This is a genomic window from Micromonospora sp. WMMD1219 (assembly GCF_049315215.1).
GTDB lineage: Bacteria > Actinomycetota > Actinomycetes > Mycobacteriales > Micromonosporaceae > Micromonospora > Micromonospora tulbaghiae.
This window is the reverse complement of record NZ_CP186057.1, coordinates 2873058-2889673: the sequence shown is the minus strand read 5'-3', so window position 1 is coordinate 2889673 and position 16616 is coordinate 2873058. Positions and strand designations below refer to the sequence as shown.

The following is a 16616-nucleotide window of genomic DNA, read 5'->3' as shown; positions in this document are numbered from 1 at the left end:
AGGAGTCTACGGAGCCGCACACTGGAGGCCGTGAGATGCCTCGTCACCGGTGCTACCGGCTACATCGGCGGACGCCTCGCGCCCCGGCTGCTGGCCGAGGGGCACACCGTACGCTGCCTGGCCCGCACCGCCGGGCGGCTGCGGGACGTGCCGTGGGCGGCCGAGGCGGACATCGTCGAGGGCGACCTGCGGCGGCCGGAGACGTTGCCGGCCGTGTTCGCGGGCATCGAGGTGGCGTACTACCTGGTCCACTCGCTGGGCCAACGGGGTTTCGAGGCGGCCGACCGGGAGGCGGCGACGAACTTCGCCGAGGCGGCGCGCGCCGCGGGCGTACGCCGGATCGTGTATCTCGGCGGGCCGGAGCCGGCGGAGCGCGACGGCCTGCCCTCGGCGCACCTGCGCTCCCGGGCGGAGGTCGCGCGGATCCTGCTGGACAGCGGCGTGCCCACAGCGGTGCTGCGCGCCGCCGTGATCATCGGGTCCGGTTCGGCCTCGTTCGAGATGCTCCGCTACCTGACCGAGCGACTCCCGGCGATGGTCACCCCGCGCTGGGTGCGCAACCGGATCCAGCCGATCGCGGTCCGGGACGTGCTGCGCTACCTGGCCGGGTGCGCGCACCTGCCGGCCGACGTCAACCGGGCCTTCGACATCGGCGGCCCGGACGTGCTGACGTTCACCGAGATGATGCAGCGCTACGCCCGGGTGGCCGGGCTGCGGCCGCGGGTCATCCTGCCGGTCCGCCCGCTCACCCCGTCGCTCTCCTCGCACTGGGTCGGCCTGATCACGCCGGTGCCGAACGCGATCGCCCGGCCGCTGGTGGAGAGCCTGGTGCACGAGGCGGTGGCGCACGAGCACGACATCGCCCGGTACGTGCCGGACCCGCCGGACGGCCTGACCGGCTTCGACCAGGCGGTCGCGCTGGCGCTGTCGAAGGTGCGCGACGCGCAGGTGGAGACGCGCTGGTCGAACGCGAGCGGGCCGGACGCGCCCGCCGAGCCGCTGCCGTCGGACCCGCGCTGGTCCGGCGGCACCGCGTACACGGATCTGCGGGAACGGACGGTGGACGCGCCACCGGCGGCGTTGTGGCGGGTCATCGAGGGCGTCGGCGGCGAGAACGGCTGGTACTCGTTCCCGCTGGCCTGGTCGGTGCGCGGCTGGATGGACCGCCTGATCGGCGGCGTCGGGCTACGGCGGGGCCGGCGCGACCCGCACCGGCTCCAGGTGGGCGAGGCGCTGGACTTCTGGCGGGTCGAGGAGATCGTCCCGGGCGAGTTGCTGCGGCTGCGCGCGGAGATGCGGCTGCCCGGGCGGGCCTGGCTGGAGATGCGCGCCGAGCCGGACGGGGACGGGCGCAGCCGCTACGTCCAGCGCGCCGTGTTCCTCCCGCGCGGGCTGCCCGGTCACCTCTACTGGGCCTCGGTGGCCCCGTTCCACGCGGTCGTCTTCGGCGGCATGGCCCGCAACATCGCCCGGGGCGCCGAACACCCGGCCGGTTAGGACGAAGAGCTGCCCTGCAGTGCGGGGCCGAGGAGCAGCCCTCCGTCGATGACGTACTCGGCGCCGGTGATGAAGGCCGCCTCCGGCGACACGAGGAACAACAGCAGCGCGGTGACGTCGGCGGGCTGCCCGAGGCGCGGGACGGCGTACGGCTCGGGCGAGTAGAAGTCGGCGATCGGGGCGTCACTGCCGGCCGCCGGCTCGGTGATGAACGGAGTGTCGACCACGCCGGGGTGGATCGCGTTGACGCGGATGTTGTCGCGGCCCAGTTCGAGGGCGGCGGTCCGGGTGAGCCCTCGGACCGCCCACTTGCCGGCGACGTAGGGCGCGTAGAAGGCGGTACCGCCGATGCCCATGGTGGAGCCGATGTTGACGATCGTTCCTCCCCCGGCGCGCCGCAGCGCCGGGGCGGCTGCCTTGATGCCGAGGAACGTGCCGGTGAGGTTGACGTCGAGGATGCGGGCCCACGTGGCCCGGTCGGTGGACTCGATGAGGGCCGGCGGGTTCTGCACTCCGGCGTTGTTGACCAGGACCGTGAGCGCGCCGAAGGCCTTCTCGGTCTCCGCGACGGCGGCGGCCCACGACTCCTCCCGGGAGACGTCCAGGCGGACGGAGAGGGCCCGGTGTCCGAGCTCGGCGGCGAGGCCGGCGCCACGCTCGGCGTTGATGCCACCGATGACGACGTTGGCGCCTTCGGCGTGCAGGGCGCGAACGTGGCTGGCCCCCTGCCCGCCGGTGCCGCCGGTGACGAGAACGGTCTGATCGGCGAAGCGGGACATCGGATCCTCCAGTACGTACGGGACGACCACCCGGGCCGGGTGGTGAGTCGAGCGACTCACCACCCGAAGATACGCCCCGGCAGATGGTGAGTCAACCCACTCACCTCGCTATGATGGGCGGATGACCCCAGCGCCGTCGGCCTATCACCAGCGCGTGGCCCAGGAGAAGCGCGCGCTGATCGTCCGGGCCGCCACCGAGCTCTTCCTGGAGCTGGGCTACGACCGGGCGTCACTGGCGCGCATCGCCGACAGTGCCGGCGTGTCGAAGGCGACCCTGTTCAAGCAGTTCCCGACGAAGGCGGCACTGTTCGATGCCATCGTCATCGACTCCTGGGCCGAGAAGGACGTCGCCGACGTACCGCCCGCCGGTGACCTGACGGCCGGCCTGACGGTTCTCGGGAGGCAATACGCGACGCTCCTGAGCCGGCCGGAGATGACCGACCTGTTCCGCATCGTGATCGCCGAACTGCCACGCTTTCCCGAACTGGCCCGAGCACACTTCGCCCAGGGCAAACTGCCGTACTTCGAGTCCGTCCGGATCTACCTCGTGGCCGAGCACGAGGCGGGAGCCGCAGACATCGCCGACCCGGAGATGGCCGCCACGCACTTCCTCGGGATGATCTCCAACTACCTGTTCTGGCCGCGCCTTCTGCTCCCGGACTGGACGGTGAACCCTGCCCGCACCACCGCGGTCGTCGAAGAAGCCGTCCGGACCATGGTCGCGCGGTACGGCAGGCCGACGAGCTGACTCTCAGTTGCCGGTTCGGGGGCTGGTGTGCTGGAAGGCCACGGCCTGACCGGGCGGGACGAAGTCGCGTACCGGCTCGTCGCGCAGCGACCACGCGAGGATGCGGCCCACGGCGGCGATCTGCCGCTTCTGCACACCGCCGCCGACCGCGTCCCGGGGGTCGTCCGGGTTCGCGGCGATCGTCGCCACCGACAACTGCGGCGTGAACGCGACGACCGTCTCGGTGGCGTTCCGCTCCGAGCTTCCGGTCTTGCCCGCCACCGGCCGGCGCAGACCAGGGGCCAGCTCCTCGGCCGTGCCACCGTCGCAGCGCCGGTACATGGACTGGTCGCCGACCGGGCAGCGGCTGGCGTCGGCCGCCGCGCGGGCGACCTCGGTGTCGAGCACCTGCCGGCAGTCGGTGTTCCCGGCGGCCACCTTCCGGCCGGCCGGATCGGTGATCGAGGTGACCGGCGTGGGCCGGCACCAGGTGCCCTCGGCGGCCACCGCGGCGTACGCGCCGGCCAGGTCCAGCGGCGTGGTGGCGGAGACGCCGAGAGTGAACGGTCCCCAGCTCTTGGCGCCCTCGCGGGCCATCTTCGCGTCGGCCGGTGCGCGGAACACGATGCCCAGCCGCTGGGCCATCTCGACCACCCGGTCCGCGCCGACGCGCTCGGTCAGCCACGCGAAGTACGTGTTCACCGACCGGCCGAACGCGTCCCACATGTCCCGGTCGCCGTCCATCCAGTAGGTGTTGGCGTTCGCCGGGCACCACCGGCCGCCGCAGCTCGCCGGGCCGGCGCCGACCGGGTACTGCGTCACGTAGACGGGCGGGGCGTCGAACTCCGTGTCCAGCGGCAGCCCCGACTCCAGCGCGGCCAGCAACGCGAACAGCTTGAACGTGGAGCCCGCCTGGTAGCCGGTGATGCCGCCACCGCCGGCCACCAGCTGGTTGACCGTGTTCGGGTAGTTCTGCTGCCCGTCCGGGTTGGCCGTCGTGCCGTAGGTGCGGTTCACCGCCATGGCCAGCACCCGGCCGGTGCCCGGCTGCACCACGGCGGTCGGCGCCGCCCGCGCGATCGTCTCCGGGTAGATCTCCCGCACCTGCTCGCTCGCCTTGGCCTGCACGTCCGGGTCGAGCGACGACACGATCTTCCAGCCGCCGCGGCGCAACGTCCGCTGCCGCTCGTCGACGTTCTCGCCGAACGCCGGCTGGGCGTTCCACCACTGGGTGAACCAGTCGCAGAAGAAGCCCCAGTCGTTGTGGTCGGCGGGCACGGCGGCGCAGTCGTTCGGCGTGGTGTTGGGCTCCAGCGCCAGTTCCGTGGCCTTCGCCGCCTCCGCGTCGGCCGCGTTCACCCGGCCGGTCTCCACCATCCGGTCCAGCACGTACGCCCGGCGTTGCAGCGCCGAGTCGGCCTCCCCGTTGATCGGGTCGTCGGCCGGGGACCGGACCAGCCCGGCGAGCAGCGCGGCCTGGGCGAGCGTGAGCCGGTCCGGCGTGGTGGAGAAGTATCGCTTGCTGGCGGCGGCGATGCCGTACGCCCCGGCGCCGAAGTACGCGATGTTCAGGTAGCGCCCGAGGATCTCGTCCTTGCCGATCTGCCGTTCCAGCGTCAGCGCGTACCGCATCTCGCGGATCTTGCGTCCGACGGTGATCTCGGTGGCGGCGGCGCGCTGCTCCTCGGTCAGCCGGGGGTCACCGGCCAGCGCGTTGCGCACGTACTGCATGGTCAGCGTGGAGGCGCCCTGACGGGTGCCCTCGCGGCGGTTGGCCGTGAACGCCCGTGCCACGCCGCGCACGTCGACGCCGTGGTGCTCGTAGAAGCGCACGTCCTCGGCGGCCACGATCGCCTCGCGCATCACCGGCGCCACCTCGGCGACCGGCACGTCCACGCGGTCCTCGACGTAGAACGAGGTGATCAGCGTCCGCCCGTCGTTGGCGTACAGGTTGGAGCGCTGCGCCGGCTGCGGCGTCTTGAGCGCCTCCGGCAGCACCGTGTACGGCATCAGGTTCTTCACGCCCAGCCCGAAGACCAGCGCGGCCGGCAGCGCGGCGGCGGCCAGGGCCAGTCCGGCGAGCACGCCGGCGAGCACAACGGTGAACAGCTTGTCGAGATAGGCCCGGTTCATCAGCTCTCCCCGCAGGAGCCGGCCGTACGGACCCGTTCAGAATGACCGGATTGCTCGCTTTCGCCGACATCTTCCGCGAAATGCGCAGGAAGTTCGCGAGGAAGGATGAATCTCAGGGCAGCAGCGCGGCAGCCAGCGGCTGCACCGTCTCCTCGATCTCGTCCGCGACCCGGCTGAAGCACTGGTCGCCCCGGCCCCACGGGTCGTCCAGATCGTCGGTGGGCAGCGCGGAGGCGTTCTGCCGGGCCGCGTCGGCGGCCGCCACCAGCGCGACACCGCGCGCGAACACGGCGTCCGGCGTCGGCTCGGCCGGCGGCAGGGCGGACCGGTCCAGCCCGCCGAGCAGGCGGCCGAACTCACCGAGCACGAACGTGCGCGCGGCGGCGTCCGGCCGCAGCGCCACCACGTACTCCTGCTGGTCGGCGGTCGCGGTGAGCACCAGGTCGGCTGCGTCGATCAGGTCGGAGCGCAGCCGCCGGGCGGCGAACCCCTCGGTGTCGCCGCCGCGCGAGAGCACCTGCCGGGCGGCGGGCGGGTTCATCTCCTCGCCCGCGTGCCAGCCGCCGGTGCCGGCGCTGTGGCTGTGCACGAGCGCGTCCGACCCGGCCGGGTCGACGTCGAGGCGGGCCAACCGCTCCCGGACCGCGAGCAGCAGCAGCCGCTCGGCCATCGGCGACCGGCAGATGTTGCCCATGCAGACGTGCAGGACGGTGAAGGGCGGCACTCAGACCCCCCGCTCGTCGAGGATGTCCGGCACGACCTCCCGCAGCTTCGCCAGCGTCACCGCGCCCTCGCGCAGCACCCGCGGCACGTCGCCGGTCAGGTCGACGATGGTGCTCGGCACCGGGTCCACCGCCGGCCCGGCCTCCAGGTACGCCCGGACGCCGTAGCCGAGCTGGTCGCGTGCCTCCTCGGCGGTGAGCGCGGCGGGCTGGCCGATCTTGTTGGCCGACGCGACGGCCATCGGGCCGGTCTCCCGCAGCACCTCCAGCGCCACCGGGTGCAGCGGCATCCGCACCGCCACCGTGCCGCTGTTGTCGCCCAGGTCCCAGGCCAGGCTCGGCGAGTGCTCCACCACGATGGTCAGCGCACCGGGCCAGAACGCCTCGACCAGGTCGCGGGCCGCGCCGGGCAGCGAGAAGACCAGGCCGTCGAGCGTGTGCCGGGAACCGATGAGCACCGGGGGCGCCTGCCGGGCGCCACCCTTGGTGTCCGCCAGGGCCTTCACCGCGTACGGGGTGAAGGCGTCCGCCCCGATGCCGTAGACCGTGTCGGTCGGCAGGACGACGAGTTCACCGTTCTTGACCGCCTCGACGGCAGCGGCGATGCCGCGGTCCCGGTCGGCGGGCGACCGACAGTCGTAGAGCATCACGAGGAGTCAGTCTGCCACGCCGGGGCCGGGTCGGCGTGGGTGCCGTCCGCCCGCCGGGACGCGCTCGCAAAGCGGGGCCGCCCGGCCAGGTCCCGGTGTTCCGCGACCCGGTCGTAGCGGCCGTCGCCACGCAGCAGCGCCGGCACCGCCGCCGCGTGCGTGTCGTCGTGCTCGATGCCGATCGCGCCGCCCGGGCGCAGCAGCACGGCGGCCCGGCCGACCACCGGCCGGATCACGTCCAGCCCGTCCGCGCCGCCGAACACCGCCTCGTCCGGGTCGTGCCCGGCCACCTCCGGCGGCACCGCCACCGACCTCGGCACGTACGGCGGGTTGCAGAGCAGCACGTCGACCCGTCCGGCCAGGTCGGCCAGCAGGTCCGGATCGGTCACGTCGGCGGCCACCACCTCGATCGGCCGGTCCCCGGCGGCGGCCCGGCCGGCCGCGTTGCGCCGCAGCCACGCCAGCGCGGCCGGAGACCGTTCCACCGCCACCACCCGGGCCGCCGGCACCTCCTGCGCGACCGCGAGTGCGATCGCGCCGGAACCGCTGCACAGGTCGACCACGAGCGGCGCGGCGTACTCCCGGACCCGCTCGATCCCCCAGCCGGCCAGCAGTTCCGTTTCCGGCCGGGGCACGAACACGCCCGGCCCGACGGCCAGCTCCAGGTGCCGGAAACCGGCCGAGCCGAGCAGGTGCTGCAACGGCTCGCGCGTCACCCGCCGCCCGACGAGCGCGTCCAGGCGGTCGCGCTGCGCCGGGGTGAAGCCGTCGGCGAGCGCCAGCCGGCCACGCGGCACTTCCAGGACGTACGCGGCGAGCTGCTCGGCCTCGGCGCGGGGCGCCTCGACGCCGGCCGCCGCGAGCGCGCGCGCCACCCGGGTGATCACCAGCGAGGGGCGTTCGCGTTCTGTCCCTTCGGACGGGTGTTGCGGGAGTGCGGTCACGCAATAATCATGAGGCGTCGCGGCCCACCTCACGAGCGGGTGCGTCCGGGCGCACACCGCAGGGAGGTCGCGAGTGGGCTGGCTCGACCAGGTCGAGGACCAGGTTGACGCTCTCCGCCGCGCTCGGTCACTGCAGGAGGCCAGCCGGTCCGCGGAGGCGTGCGCCCTGCTCGACCGCGTCATCCGCACCACCGACGACCCGTACGCCCGCGCCGACGCGCTGGTGCAACGCCTGTCCGCGCTGATCAATCTCGGCCGCACCGCCGAGTTCACCCGTGCCGTCGAGGACGCCTCCGCCGCCGTACGCGACCTGACCGAGCCCTACCTGCACGGGCACCTCAACGCGCTGGCCGCGCTCGCCGCCCACCACCAGGGCGCGCTGGACAGGTGCGTGATGCACCTGGTCCGGGCCGCCCGCGCGCTCAGCGCCGACGACTCCCCCGACCGGGACACCGCCTGGGGCTGGCACGACCTGGCGATGGCGTACTCGTACCTCAGCTTCCACGGCCACGCGCTGGGCGCGATCGAACGGGCCCGGGAGGTCGGGCTCAGCGTCGGCATCCCCGAGGAGACGTTCGCCGCCCCCGGGATCCGGCTGCGCAACGCGGTCGCGCTCGACCACAACGGCGACAGCGACGGGTGCCTGCGGGTGCTGCGCGACGTCGCCGGTGACCTGGCCCGGTTCCTGCGGGGCGGGGGCGCCGGCAACCTGCGCCCGAGCAGCCTGGCCGCGTACGGCTACGCCGCCGCCCGCCGGGCCGCGCTCGGCGACCGGGTGGAGTCCGCCGGGGACGCCGACCCGACCCGGCTGCTCGGCCACGGCGGGGACAGCGCCCGCGCCCGCGACCTGCGCCAGCTCGGTCAGGTCTGCCTCGCGGTGGCCGCCGGCCGCCCGATCGAGGCGGTCACCCGGCTGGACTCGCTGCGGGTCTCCGACGAGACGCTCGGCGCGGCCGAGGCGCCCCGGCTGCGCAGCGTCGCGCTGGCCCGGGCCGGTGACCACGCCGGCGCGCACCGGGCCGACCGGCACGCGTTCCGGCTGGCGGCGCGGCGCAGCGACCGGCTGCGGGACGTCTACATCGACGGCATCGCCGCCCGGATCGACCACGAGGAGATGCGCCGCGAGGCGGCCCGGTACGAGGGCGAGGCGCTCACCGACCCGCTCACCGGCCTGCCCAACCGGCGCCGTCTGGAGCGCTACCTGGGCGCCGTGGTGTCCCGGGGCGAGCGGGTGGTGATCGGCGTCTGCGACCTCGACGGGTTCAAGGCGGTGAACACCCGGCACGGCCACCACTCCGGCGACCTGGTGCTGCAACGGGTCGCCGGGGTGATCAACCGGGTGATGCGGCGGGGCGACTTCGTGGCCCGCTACGGCGGCGACGAGTTCGTCGTGGTGCTGCCCGACACCGTCATGCCGGAGGCCGTCGAGGTGGCCCGCCGGATCGAGGCGGCCGTCCGCACCGAGGACTGGGAGTCCCTGGTGCCGGGCACGCCGGTCGGGGTGACGATCGGCTTCGCCGAGGTCGACGGCAGCACCACTGTGAGTGTCCGGGAGGCACTGGGCGCCGCGTTCGAGCTGGCCGACCGGGAGATGCTGCGCGCCAAGGCACGGTTGCGGGCGAGCTGAGGCCGTACCCGCGGGGTTGCCTTCGCGGATCCCCCTGCGAGCCGTGCGGGCGGCGCGGCCTTCGCGCGGTGCCGCGCCGGGTCAGCGGCGGGACAGCTCGGTCTCGCCGGCCAGCCGGGCCGCGCGGTCCGCCTCGGCCAGCGCGTCGAGCACCCCGTCCAGCTCGCCGGCCAGCGCCAGGTCGAGGTTGTACGCGGTGTAGCCGATGCGGTGGTCGGTGATCCGGTTCTGCGGGAAGTTGTAGGTGCGGATCCGCTCGGACCGGTCCACGGTGCGGACCTGCGCCTTGCGGGCGTCCGACGCCGCGGCGTCCGCCTGCTCCTGGGCGGCGGCGAGCAGCCGGGCGCGCAGGATGCGCATGGCCTGCTCCCGGTTCTGCAGCTGCGACTTCTCGTTCTGGCAGGAGACCACGATGCCGGTCGGCACGTGCGTGATCCGGACCGCCGAGTCGGTCGTGTTCACCGACTGCCCACCGGGGCCGGACGAGCGGAACACGTCGATGCGCAGCTCGTTCGGGTCGATGGTGACGTCGACGTCCTCCGCCTCGGGCAGCACCAGCACGCCGGCGGCGCTGGTGTGGATGCGGCCCTGCGACTCGGTGACCGGGACGCGCTGCACCCGGTGCACGCCGCCCTCCCACTTGAGCCGGGACCAGACGCCGTTGCCGCCCTCCGGGACGCCCTTGCTCTTGATCGCCAGGGAGACGTCCTTGACGCCACCCAGGTCGGAGTCCTGCGCGTCGATCACCTCGGTAACCCAGCCGTGCCGCTCGGCGTACCGGGTGTACATCCGCAGCAGGTCGCCCGCGAACAGCGCGGACTCCTCGCCGCCCTCGCCGGCCTTGATCTCGACGATCACGTCCTTGGCGTCGTGCGGGTCGCGCGGGATGAGCAGTTCCGCGAGCCGTTCCTCCAGCGCCGGCAGGGACGCGGCGATGCTGTCCGCCTCGGCGGCGAACGTCGCGTCCTCGGCGGCCAGCTCCCGGGCGGCGGTCAGGTCGGCGCGGGCCTGCTCCAGCTCGCCGGCCGCCTTGTGCAGCGGGACCAGTTCGGCGTACCGACGGCCGACCCGCCGGGCGGTGCCCTGGTCGGCGTGGATGGCCGGGTCGGCCAGCCGCCGCTCCAGCTCGGCGTACTCGTCGAGGAGGGCGGCCAGGCGCTCACTGCTCATGCTGCGGATGCTCCTTGGAAGTGGAACCGGCACAAACGGACGAACGCCCGTGCCCGGCAGGAGCCGGACACGGGCGTCGTCGACGGAGCTACTTGGCCTTCTTGGCCTGAACCTTGGCGTACTTCTGCTGGAACTTCGCGACCCGGCCGGCGGTGTCCAGCACGCGCTGCTTACCGGTGTAGAACGGGTGGCAGGCGCTGCAGGTCTCGACGCTGATGGCGCCGCCCTTGGCGGTGCTGCGGGTCGTGAACGTGTTGCCGCAGGAGCAGCGGACCTCGGTGGTCACGTACTCCGGGTGGATGTTGGGCTTCATGTCGCCTCGGTCCTTTCGTCGGTGGTCGCCGGGTCGCCGTCAGTGCTCCCCGTCGTCACGACGGGCTCGGGCGTGAACCGGAACCGGTGGCCGATTGACCAGTCTGCCACGGGCGTCTTCCACCCGGCACAGGAGGTCCGCCACCCCCAACGCCGGCCCACCCGTCAGCATTCCCACCCCCACCCCACCCACTCCCCCACCTGCCCGGGGCGCCGGGCCGACCCGCGCCCGGTCTGCCCCGGCGATCATGAAGTTAGCGGCATTTCCTGTCGCTTTTGTCCAGGTCAACTTCATGATCACCGAGGCGAGAGCCAGGTGGGCGAAGGCCGGGGCGGGGCGGGGGCAGGGCCCGGGGGTTACGGGGTGGTGGTCATCTGGGCCTCGGCCTTCACTCCGTTCACCGTCACAGTCAGCTGGACCTGGGCGCCGGGGCGCAGGGCGGTCAGTTTGCCGGTCAGCGGGTCGAATCGGGCGGCGTGCCAGGGACGTACGCCCGCGGCGCCGCCGATGTGCAGGTTCGGCGAGCCGGACCAGTCGGCGCTGACCGGCGCGGCCACCGGCACCTGCCGGCCGCTGGGCTGGGTGAGCGTGGCCGTGACGTCGGCCGGCGTACGCCGGGACACCTGCGCGGGGGCGGTCACCGCGAGCCGGTCGACGTGGGCGTGCATCTCCGCGCTCACCCACCGCGGGCCCTCGGCCAGCGGGTCACGGCGGGCACGCTCGGCCTCCCCCGGCGTCACCGGGTCCACGCCGAACTCGGTCCAGCCGGTGAACCCGCCGAGCGCCGCCGGGGTGGACGGGTCCTTGCCCGAGTTGCCGTTGATCACGTACGGCACGCCGTCCACCCGGTCGGCGTGGAACGTGCCGACGTGACCGTTGACCATCAGCGCGCCCTTGCCGGTGCGGTGCTGGAAGTCGGCCAGCCACTGCTCGACCAGTGCCGCCTCCTTGCGGTCGCCGAGCTGGCTCGCCTTGGCCGGGCTCGGGTCGCGCGGCGGGTGGTGGAAGAGCACCGCCACCGAACCGACCGAGCGGTCGGCGGCGGCCTGGTCGAGCGTCCGGCGCAGCAGCTCCACCTGGTCGAACCCGCCTCCGCGCAGGGAGCCGGTGGCGGTGCTGAGCGTGAGGAACCGGGTGCCCCGGTGGTCGAAGACGCGCGAGGTGTCCCCGAAGACGCTGCGGAAGTTGTCGATCGGCGCGCCCATGATCTCGTGGTTGCCAGGCACGTAGTGGTACGGCACCTGGCCGTCCAGTTCCTCGTCCAGGATGCGCTTGGCCAGGGCGAAGTCCGCCGGGTAGGCGGTGTCCACGAAGTCGCCGTTGATGATCAGGAAGTCCGGCCGGGCGGCGCGGACCTCGCGCAGCGTACGGCGGGCCTGGGCGACCAGGTCGCTGTCCGGGTTCGCGGCGACGAACTGGGCGTCGGAGAGCACCGCGAAGCGCCAGGGCGCCCCGTCCACAGTGCCGTCGCGCACCACCACCCGGTCGGTGCGGTTCGGCTCCGGCGGCGCCTGCACGTCCGGCGGCACCCGGGCCACCAGGTCGTCGATCACGACCTCGCTGCGGTACTGCTTGGCCGGGTCGGTCTCGGCGACGTAGAACCGGCGCACCCGCACCGGGTACTGCACGCCCGGCGGTACGGCGAACTCGACGTACTTCCAGCCGGTCCAGTCCAGGTACGGGCCGCGCAGCACGAACTGGGTGTCCTGTGCGTCGTGCAGGTGCAGGCTGGGCCACTCGCCGGTGCCGTTCGCCTTGATCCACATACCGAACGCCTGCGGCTGGCCGGGGACGTCGATCCAGGCGGGCGGGTCGGCGTACGCGGCCCGGGTGCCGGTGGACTGGCTGAAGTCGTACGACATCCGCAGCCCGCCGCCGGTGTGCCCGTCGGCCGGTGCGACCGACCCGGAGGCGCGGGCCTGGCTGAACTTCCAGGACGCGGCGTCGTCGAACCCGGCCACCGGCACGTCGGTGAGCCCGACGGTCACCGGCATGACCGTGGTGCGGTTGCCGACCCGCGCGGTGACCAGCGCCGAGCCGGTCGCGGCGAGCGCCTTGACGGACAGGTTGCCGTCGGCGGTGGGGGTGACGGAGAGCAGGTCGCTGTCGTACTCCAGCGTCAGGTCGGCCGGCTCGATCGGCGCGGTGTTGCCCTCGGCGTCGTAGCCGACCACGCCGAACAGGCCGCTGTCACCGGCCCGGTCCAGGCCGACCCGGTCGACGGTGCCGTCGATGCGCGCCAGCGGCCCGAGCACTGTCAGCTCGATCGTGCCCCGGGCCCGGCCGCGGGCGGCCGTGACGGTGCTGCGGCCGGGGACGGCGGCCCGGAACACGCCGTCGCCGTCCACCCGGCCGTGGGTGGCGTGCCAGCGCGGCTCGCCCGCGGCCGGGCCGTACGTCTCGTCGTATCCGGCGGCGGTGAGCCGGCGGGTGAGGCCGGGGAAGACCCGGTCCGGCCGGCCGCCGCGCACCGGCGCGACGCCGGGTGCGGCGGTCGGGTCGCTGGCGGTCTCCAGCCAGTAGCCGGTGAGCCGGCCGCTGCCCTTCGGGGCGTAGACGGCGAGCCCGTTGGGCACCGGCCGTTCGCTGCCGTCGGACGGGCTGTTCTCCACCTGGACCGTGGCCGCGCCCGGCTCCCGGGCCAGCAGCGTGGAGGAGCCGCCGCCGTCGAGGTTGAGCGCGTTGGCGGCGCCCAGCTCGGCCATCATGCGGCCCATCTCGGTCTGGGTGACGCCCCGGCTGTCCACCTGCCGGCCGTCCACCGTCAGCATGATCATCTTGCGGCCGTCGGCGGAGAAGCCGACAGCCGTACGCGGCGCCAGCGACTCGTCGGCGACGGCCTGCACCACGCCGTCGCGCACGAGCACGTTGCCGCCGCCGACCGCGGCGCGCAGGTCGCCGCCGTCGGAGGCCCGCGGCCGCCAGGTCAGGTCCACCGCGTCGCCGGGACGCAGCGCGGCGAGCGCGTCGGCGCCGGCCTCGCGGCCGAGCAGCACGGTGCTGCCGGCCGGGATCGGCCCCTCGCCCGCCGTGGTGGCCACGCTTGCCACCCGGCCGCCGGTCACCGTCACCTCGACCGTCCGGGCCGCGCCCTCCACCGCCCGCTTGCGGGTGTACGACCCCCAGAGCGGCGTGAACACGCCCACGCCGTCGCGCTGCACCATGTTGTTGAACTGGGTCAGCGGCACCGGCCCGGCGGGCAGCGTCGCGGTGCCCTCGAAGCCGACCTGGACCACCCGGCCGATGCCCTGGGCGCTGATCCCGACGGCGTTCGGGTGCCCGGCCACCGGCGACTGCACCAGCTCGCCGGAGCGGACGCCGACGCCCTGGGCGGCGCCGGAGTTGTTGATGTCGAAGAAGTCGCCGTTCACCGCCGCGACGGCACGGGACCGGTCGACCGCGGCGCGCAGCGGCTCGTCCTTCGTGACCTCGCCGGAGTTCACGTAGTCCACTGTCAGCCCGCCGGCCAGGTCGGCGGTGAGGGCGTCGGCGCGCAGCCAGCCGGCCGCGTCGTACCTGTCGAAGGAGGTCAGGTCGAGGCCGGGCGCGACCGGCCGGGTGGTCTTGGCGGTCTCCAGGCCGCCGGCCGGCTCCACACCGGCGAGCGCGACGGCGGAGTCGGGACGGGACGAGGCGCGTGGCGCGTCCTCGGCGGCGGTGGCGGCCGACGGCGCGACAGCCGACGGCGCGGCGGTGGCGGCGGTCGGTGCCGGCGCGGTGAGGGTCAGCAACGGCGTCAGCAGCAGGACGCCGGCGAGGTGGGCGGGTCGACGACTGCGGGTTCGCATGGACGACAGTCAACCCGACGGTGAACAGAAGTTTCAATACCTCTCGGCTTAACCGTAGAAAAACTTCACGGCCGGCCGCCCGGTACGCGACGAGGGGCACGGCCGGTGCGGCCGTGCCCCTCGTTCGACGGATCCGTCAGCTCACTCGCCCGGAGTGGACTTCGCGATCTGCATCAGGAACTCGATGTTGGTGCGGGACTGCTTGAGCCGGTCCAGCAGGAGGTCGAGCGCCGCCTGCGAGTCCAGCGAGTGCAGCACCTTGCGGAGCTTGTGGATGATCGCCAGCTCCTCCGGCGCGAGCAGGACCTCCTCCTTGCGGGTGCCGGAGGGGTTGATGTCGATCGCCGGGAAGACCCGCTTGTCGGCGATCTTCCGGTCCAGCTTCAGCTCGGCGTTACCCGTGCCCTTGAACTCCTCGAAGATGACCGTGTCCGCCATGGAACCGGTCTCCACCAGCGCGGTGGCGAGAATGGTCAGCGAACCGCCGTTCTCGATGTTGCGCGCCGCGCCGAGGAAGCGCTTGGGCGGGTAGAGCGCGGTGGAGTCGATACCACCCGACATGATCCGGCCGCTGGCCGGCGCCGCCAGGTTGTACGACCGCCCGAGCCGGGTCACCGAGTCGAGCAGCACGACCACGTCGTGCCCCAGCTCGACCAGGCGCTTCGCCCGCTCGATCGCCAGCTCGGCGACGGTGGTGTGGTCCTGCGGCGGACGGTCGAACGTGGCCGCGATGACCTCGCCCTTCACCGACCGCTGCATGTCGGTGACCTCTTCCGGCCGCTCGTCCACCAGCACCACCATCAGGTGGCACTCCGGGTTGTTGCGGGTGATCGCGTTCGCGATCGCCTGCAGCACCATCGTCTTGCCGGCCTTCGGCGGCGACACGATGAGCGCCCGCTGGCCCTTGCCGATCGGCATGACCAGGTCGATCACCCGGGTGGTGAGGATGTGCGGCTCGGTCTCCAGCCGCAGGCGCTCCTGCGGGTAGAGCGGGGTGAGCTTGTAGAACTCCGGCCGGCGCTTCGCCTCGTCCGGCTCCATCCCGTTGATGGTGTCCAGCCGGACCAGCGGGTTGTACTTGTCGCGCCGCTGCTCGCCGTCCCGCGCGGCCCGCACGGCGCCGGTGATCGCGTCACCGCGGCGCAGGCCGTACTTCTTGATCTGGGACATCGAGACGTACACGTCGTTCGGACCGGCCAGGTAGCCGGTGGTCCGGACGAAGGCGTAGTTGTCGAGCACGTCGATGATGCCGGCGACCGGGACGAGCACGTCGTCCTCGCCGACCTGCGGCTCGCGGCCGCCACCGCTGTCGCCCTCGCCCCGCTCGCCGCGGCCGCGACGACGGTCCCGGAACCGGCTGCGCCGGCCCCGCCGGCCGCCGCCCTCGCCGTCGTCGTCGCCGTCGTTGTCCCGCTCGGCGCGCTGACCACGGTCGTTGCGGTCACCCCGGTCGTTGCGGTCGTTGCGGTCGCCGCCCCGGTCACCGCGGTCGTTACGGTCGTTGCGCTCGGCGCGCTCGCCCCGGTCGGCCCGCTCGTTGCGGTCGCTCCGCTCGGCCCGGTCACCACGCTCGGCGCGGTCACCACGGTCGTTGCGGTCACCACGGTCGTTGCGCTCGCCGCGCTCGGCCCGCTCGCCACGGTCGGTCCGCTCGCCGCCACGCTCGGCACGGTCACCGCCGCGCTCGCCGCGCTCACGGCCCCGGCCCTCGTTGCGCTCACCGCGCTCGGCCCGGTCGCCGGTCTCGGCGGGCGCCTCCTCGGCGCGCGCCGTCTCGACCGGCCGCGCCTCGGCCGCCGGCGTCTCCGCCGGTCGCGCCTCGGTGGTAGCGGCGGCGGCCCGGCTGCGGCGACCACGGGTACGACCCTCGGTCACCTCGGCGGCCGGCGCCTGCTCGGCGGGGCGTGCCTCGGCCCGCTCCTCACGGACCTCCGCGTGCACCTCCTCACGGGCGGGAGCGGACGCAGCCGCCACCTCGGCACGCGGTCGAGGGGTTCCGGCCGCGGCGCCGCCCTGCTGCCGCTCGGTGATGGCACTGATCAGCTCGCCCTTGCGCATGCGAGCGGTACCAGAGATGCCGAGCGACGCGGCCAGGCTCTGGAGCTCCGGCAGCAGCATCGCCGACAGACCGGTGCCGCTCCGCCGGCGGCGCGTGGGGGCGGCGGTGGTGGCATCGCCAGCGACGTTGGAAACATCCGACGTCACGTCGGTGGTGTCGCTCAATGGATTCCTTCCCTCGATAGGCCGGGCTGCCCGGAGTCGTGGA

General features: G+C 73.8%; 12 protein-coding genes. 3 read left to right on the top strand and 9 right to left on the bottom strand.

The window, feature by feature from the left end; translation table 11 throughout:
- Window positions 1-30 precede the first annotated feature (30 nt).
- The gene (locus tag ACN27C_RS13885) at window positions 31-1497 is read left to right on the top strand and encodes an SDR family oxidoreductase (protein ID WP_422751311.1); all 1467 of its coding nucleotides are present in this window, start codon (window positions 31-33) and stop codon (window positions 1495-1497) included.
- On the opposite strand, the gene ACN27C_RS13880 is transcribed toward ACN27C_RS13885, so the two are convergent.
- Complete coding sequence (locus ACN27C_RS13880; RefSeq protein WP_422751310.1) at window positions 1494-2336, bottom strand: SDR family NAD(P)-dependent oxidoreductase; 843 nt, start codon at window positions 2334-2336, stop codon at window positions 1494-1496. The genes ACN27C_RS13885 and ACN27C_RS13880 overlap by 4 nt on opposite strands.
- 61 nt (window positions 2337-2397) lie before the next feature.
- On the opposite strand from ACN27C_RS13880, the gene ACN27C_RS13875 reads away from it, so the two are divergent.
- Complete coding sequence (locus tag ACN27C_RS13875; RefSeq protein WP_422751309.1) at window positions 2398-3024, top strand: TetR/AcrR family transcriptional regulator; 627 nt, start codon at window positions 2398-2400, stop codon at window positions 3022-3024.
- Window positions 3025-3027: 3 nt separating this feature from the next.
- Here ACN27C_RS13875 and ACN27C_RS13870 read toward each other — a convergent pair whose 3' ends face one another.
- From ACN27C_RS13870 to prmC, 4 genes are all read right to left on the bottom strand, one after another.
- Window positions 3028-5136: a transglycosylase domain-containing protein gene (locus tag ACN27C_RS13870; RefSeq protein WP_422751308.1), complete on the bottom strand. Its 2109-nt coding sequence runs from the start codon at window positions 5134-5136 to the stop codon at window positions 3028-3030.
- Window positions 5137-5248: 112 nt separating this feature from the next.
- Entirely contained in the window at window positions 5249-5860 is a 612-nt protein-coding gene (locus ACN27C_RS13865; RefSeq protein ID WP_047893554.1) for a phosphotyrosine protein phosphatase, read from the bottom strand.
- Window positions 5861-6505, bottom strand: coding sequence for an L-threonylcarbamoyladenylate synthase (locus ACN27C_RS13860; protein WP_047893553.1), 645 nt, complete (start codon window positions 6503-6505; stop codon window positions 5861-5863). It lies immediately after the preceding gene.
- Window positions 6505-7395: a peptide chain release factor N(5)-glutamine methyltransferase gene (gene prmC / locus ACN27C_RS13855; RefSeq protein WP_422751623.1), complete on the bottom strand. Its 891-nt coding sequence runs from the start codon at window positions 7393-7395 to the stop codon at window positions 6505-6507. The genes ACN27C_RS13860 and prmC overlap by 1 nt, the downstream gene beginning before the upstream one ends.
- Before the next feature lie 130 nt (window positions 7396-7525).
- Here prmC and ACN27C_RS13850 point away from each other — a divergent pair, with 130 nt between their 5' ends.
- Window positions 7526-9079, top strand: coding sequence for a GGDEF domain-containing protein (locus ACN27C_RS13850; RefSeq protein ID WP_422751307.1), 1554 nt, complete (start codon window positions 7526-7528; stop codon window positions 9077-9079).
- An 81-nt stretch (window positions 9080-9160) separates the two neighbouring features.
- On the opposite strand, the gene prfA is transcribed toward ACN27C_RS13850, so the two are convergent.
- The 4 genes from prfA to rho all read right to left on the bottom strand — a co-directional run bounded on the left by prfA (window position 9161) and on the right by rho (window position 16573).
- Entirely contained in the window at window positions 9161-10249 is a 1089-nt protein-coding gene (gene prfA, locus ACN27C_RS13845; RefSeq protein ID WP_120573346.1) for a peptide chain release factor 1, read from the bottom strand.
- Window positions 10250-10337: 88 nt separating this feature from the next.
- Window positions 10338-10562: a 50S ribosomal protein L31 gene (gene rpmE / locus ACN27C_RS13840; RefSeq protein ID WP_013288272.1), complete on the bottom strand. Its 225-nt coding sequence runs from the start codon at window positions 10560-10562 to the stop codon at window positions 10338-10340.
- Between the two features lie 356 nt (window positions 10563-10918).
- On the bottom strand, window positions 10919-14350 hold the full coding sequence (locus tag ACN27C_RS13835) for a phosphodiester glycosidase family protein (RefSeq protein WP_422751306.1): 3432 nt from the start codon (window positions 14348-14350) through the stop codon (window positions 10919-10921).
- 141 nt (window positions 14351-14491) lie between these two features.
- A complete protein-coding gene (rho, locus tag ACN27C_RS13830) occupies window positions 14492-16573 on the bottom strand; it encodes a transcription termination factor Rho (protein ID WP_422751305.1) in 2082 nt (693 codons plus the stop codon).
- Between the last annotated feature and the right edge of the window lie 43 nt (window positions 16574-16616).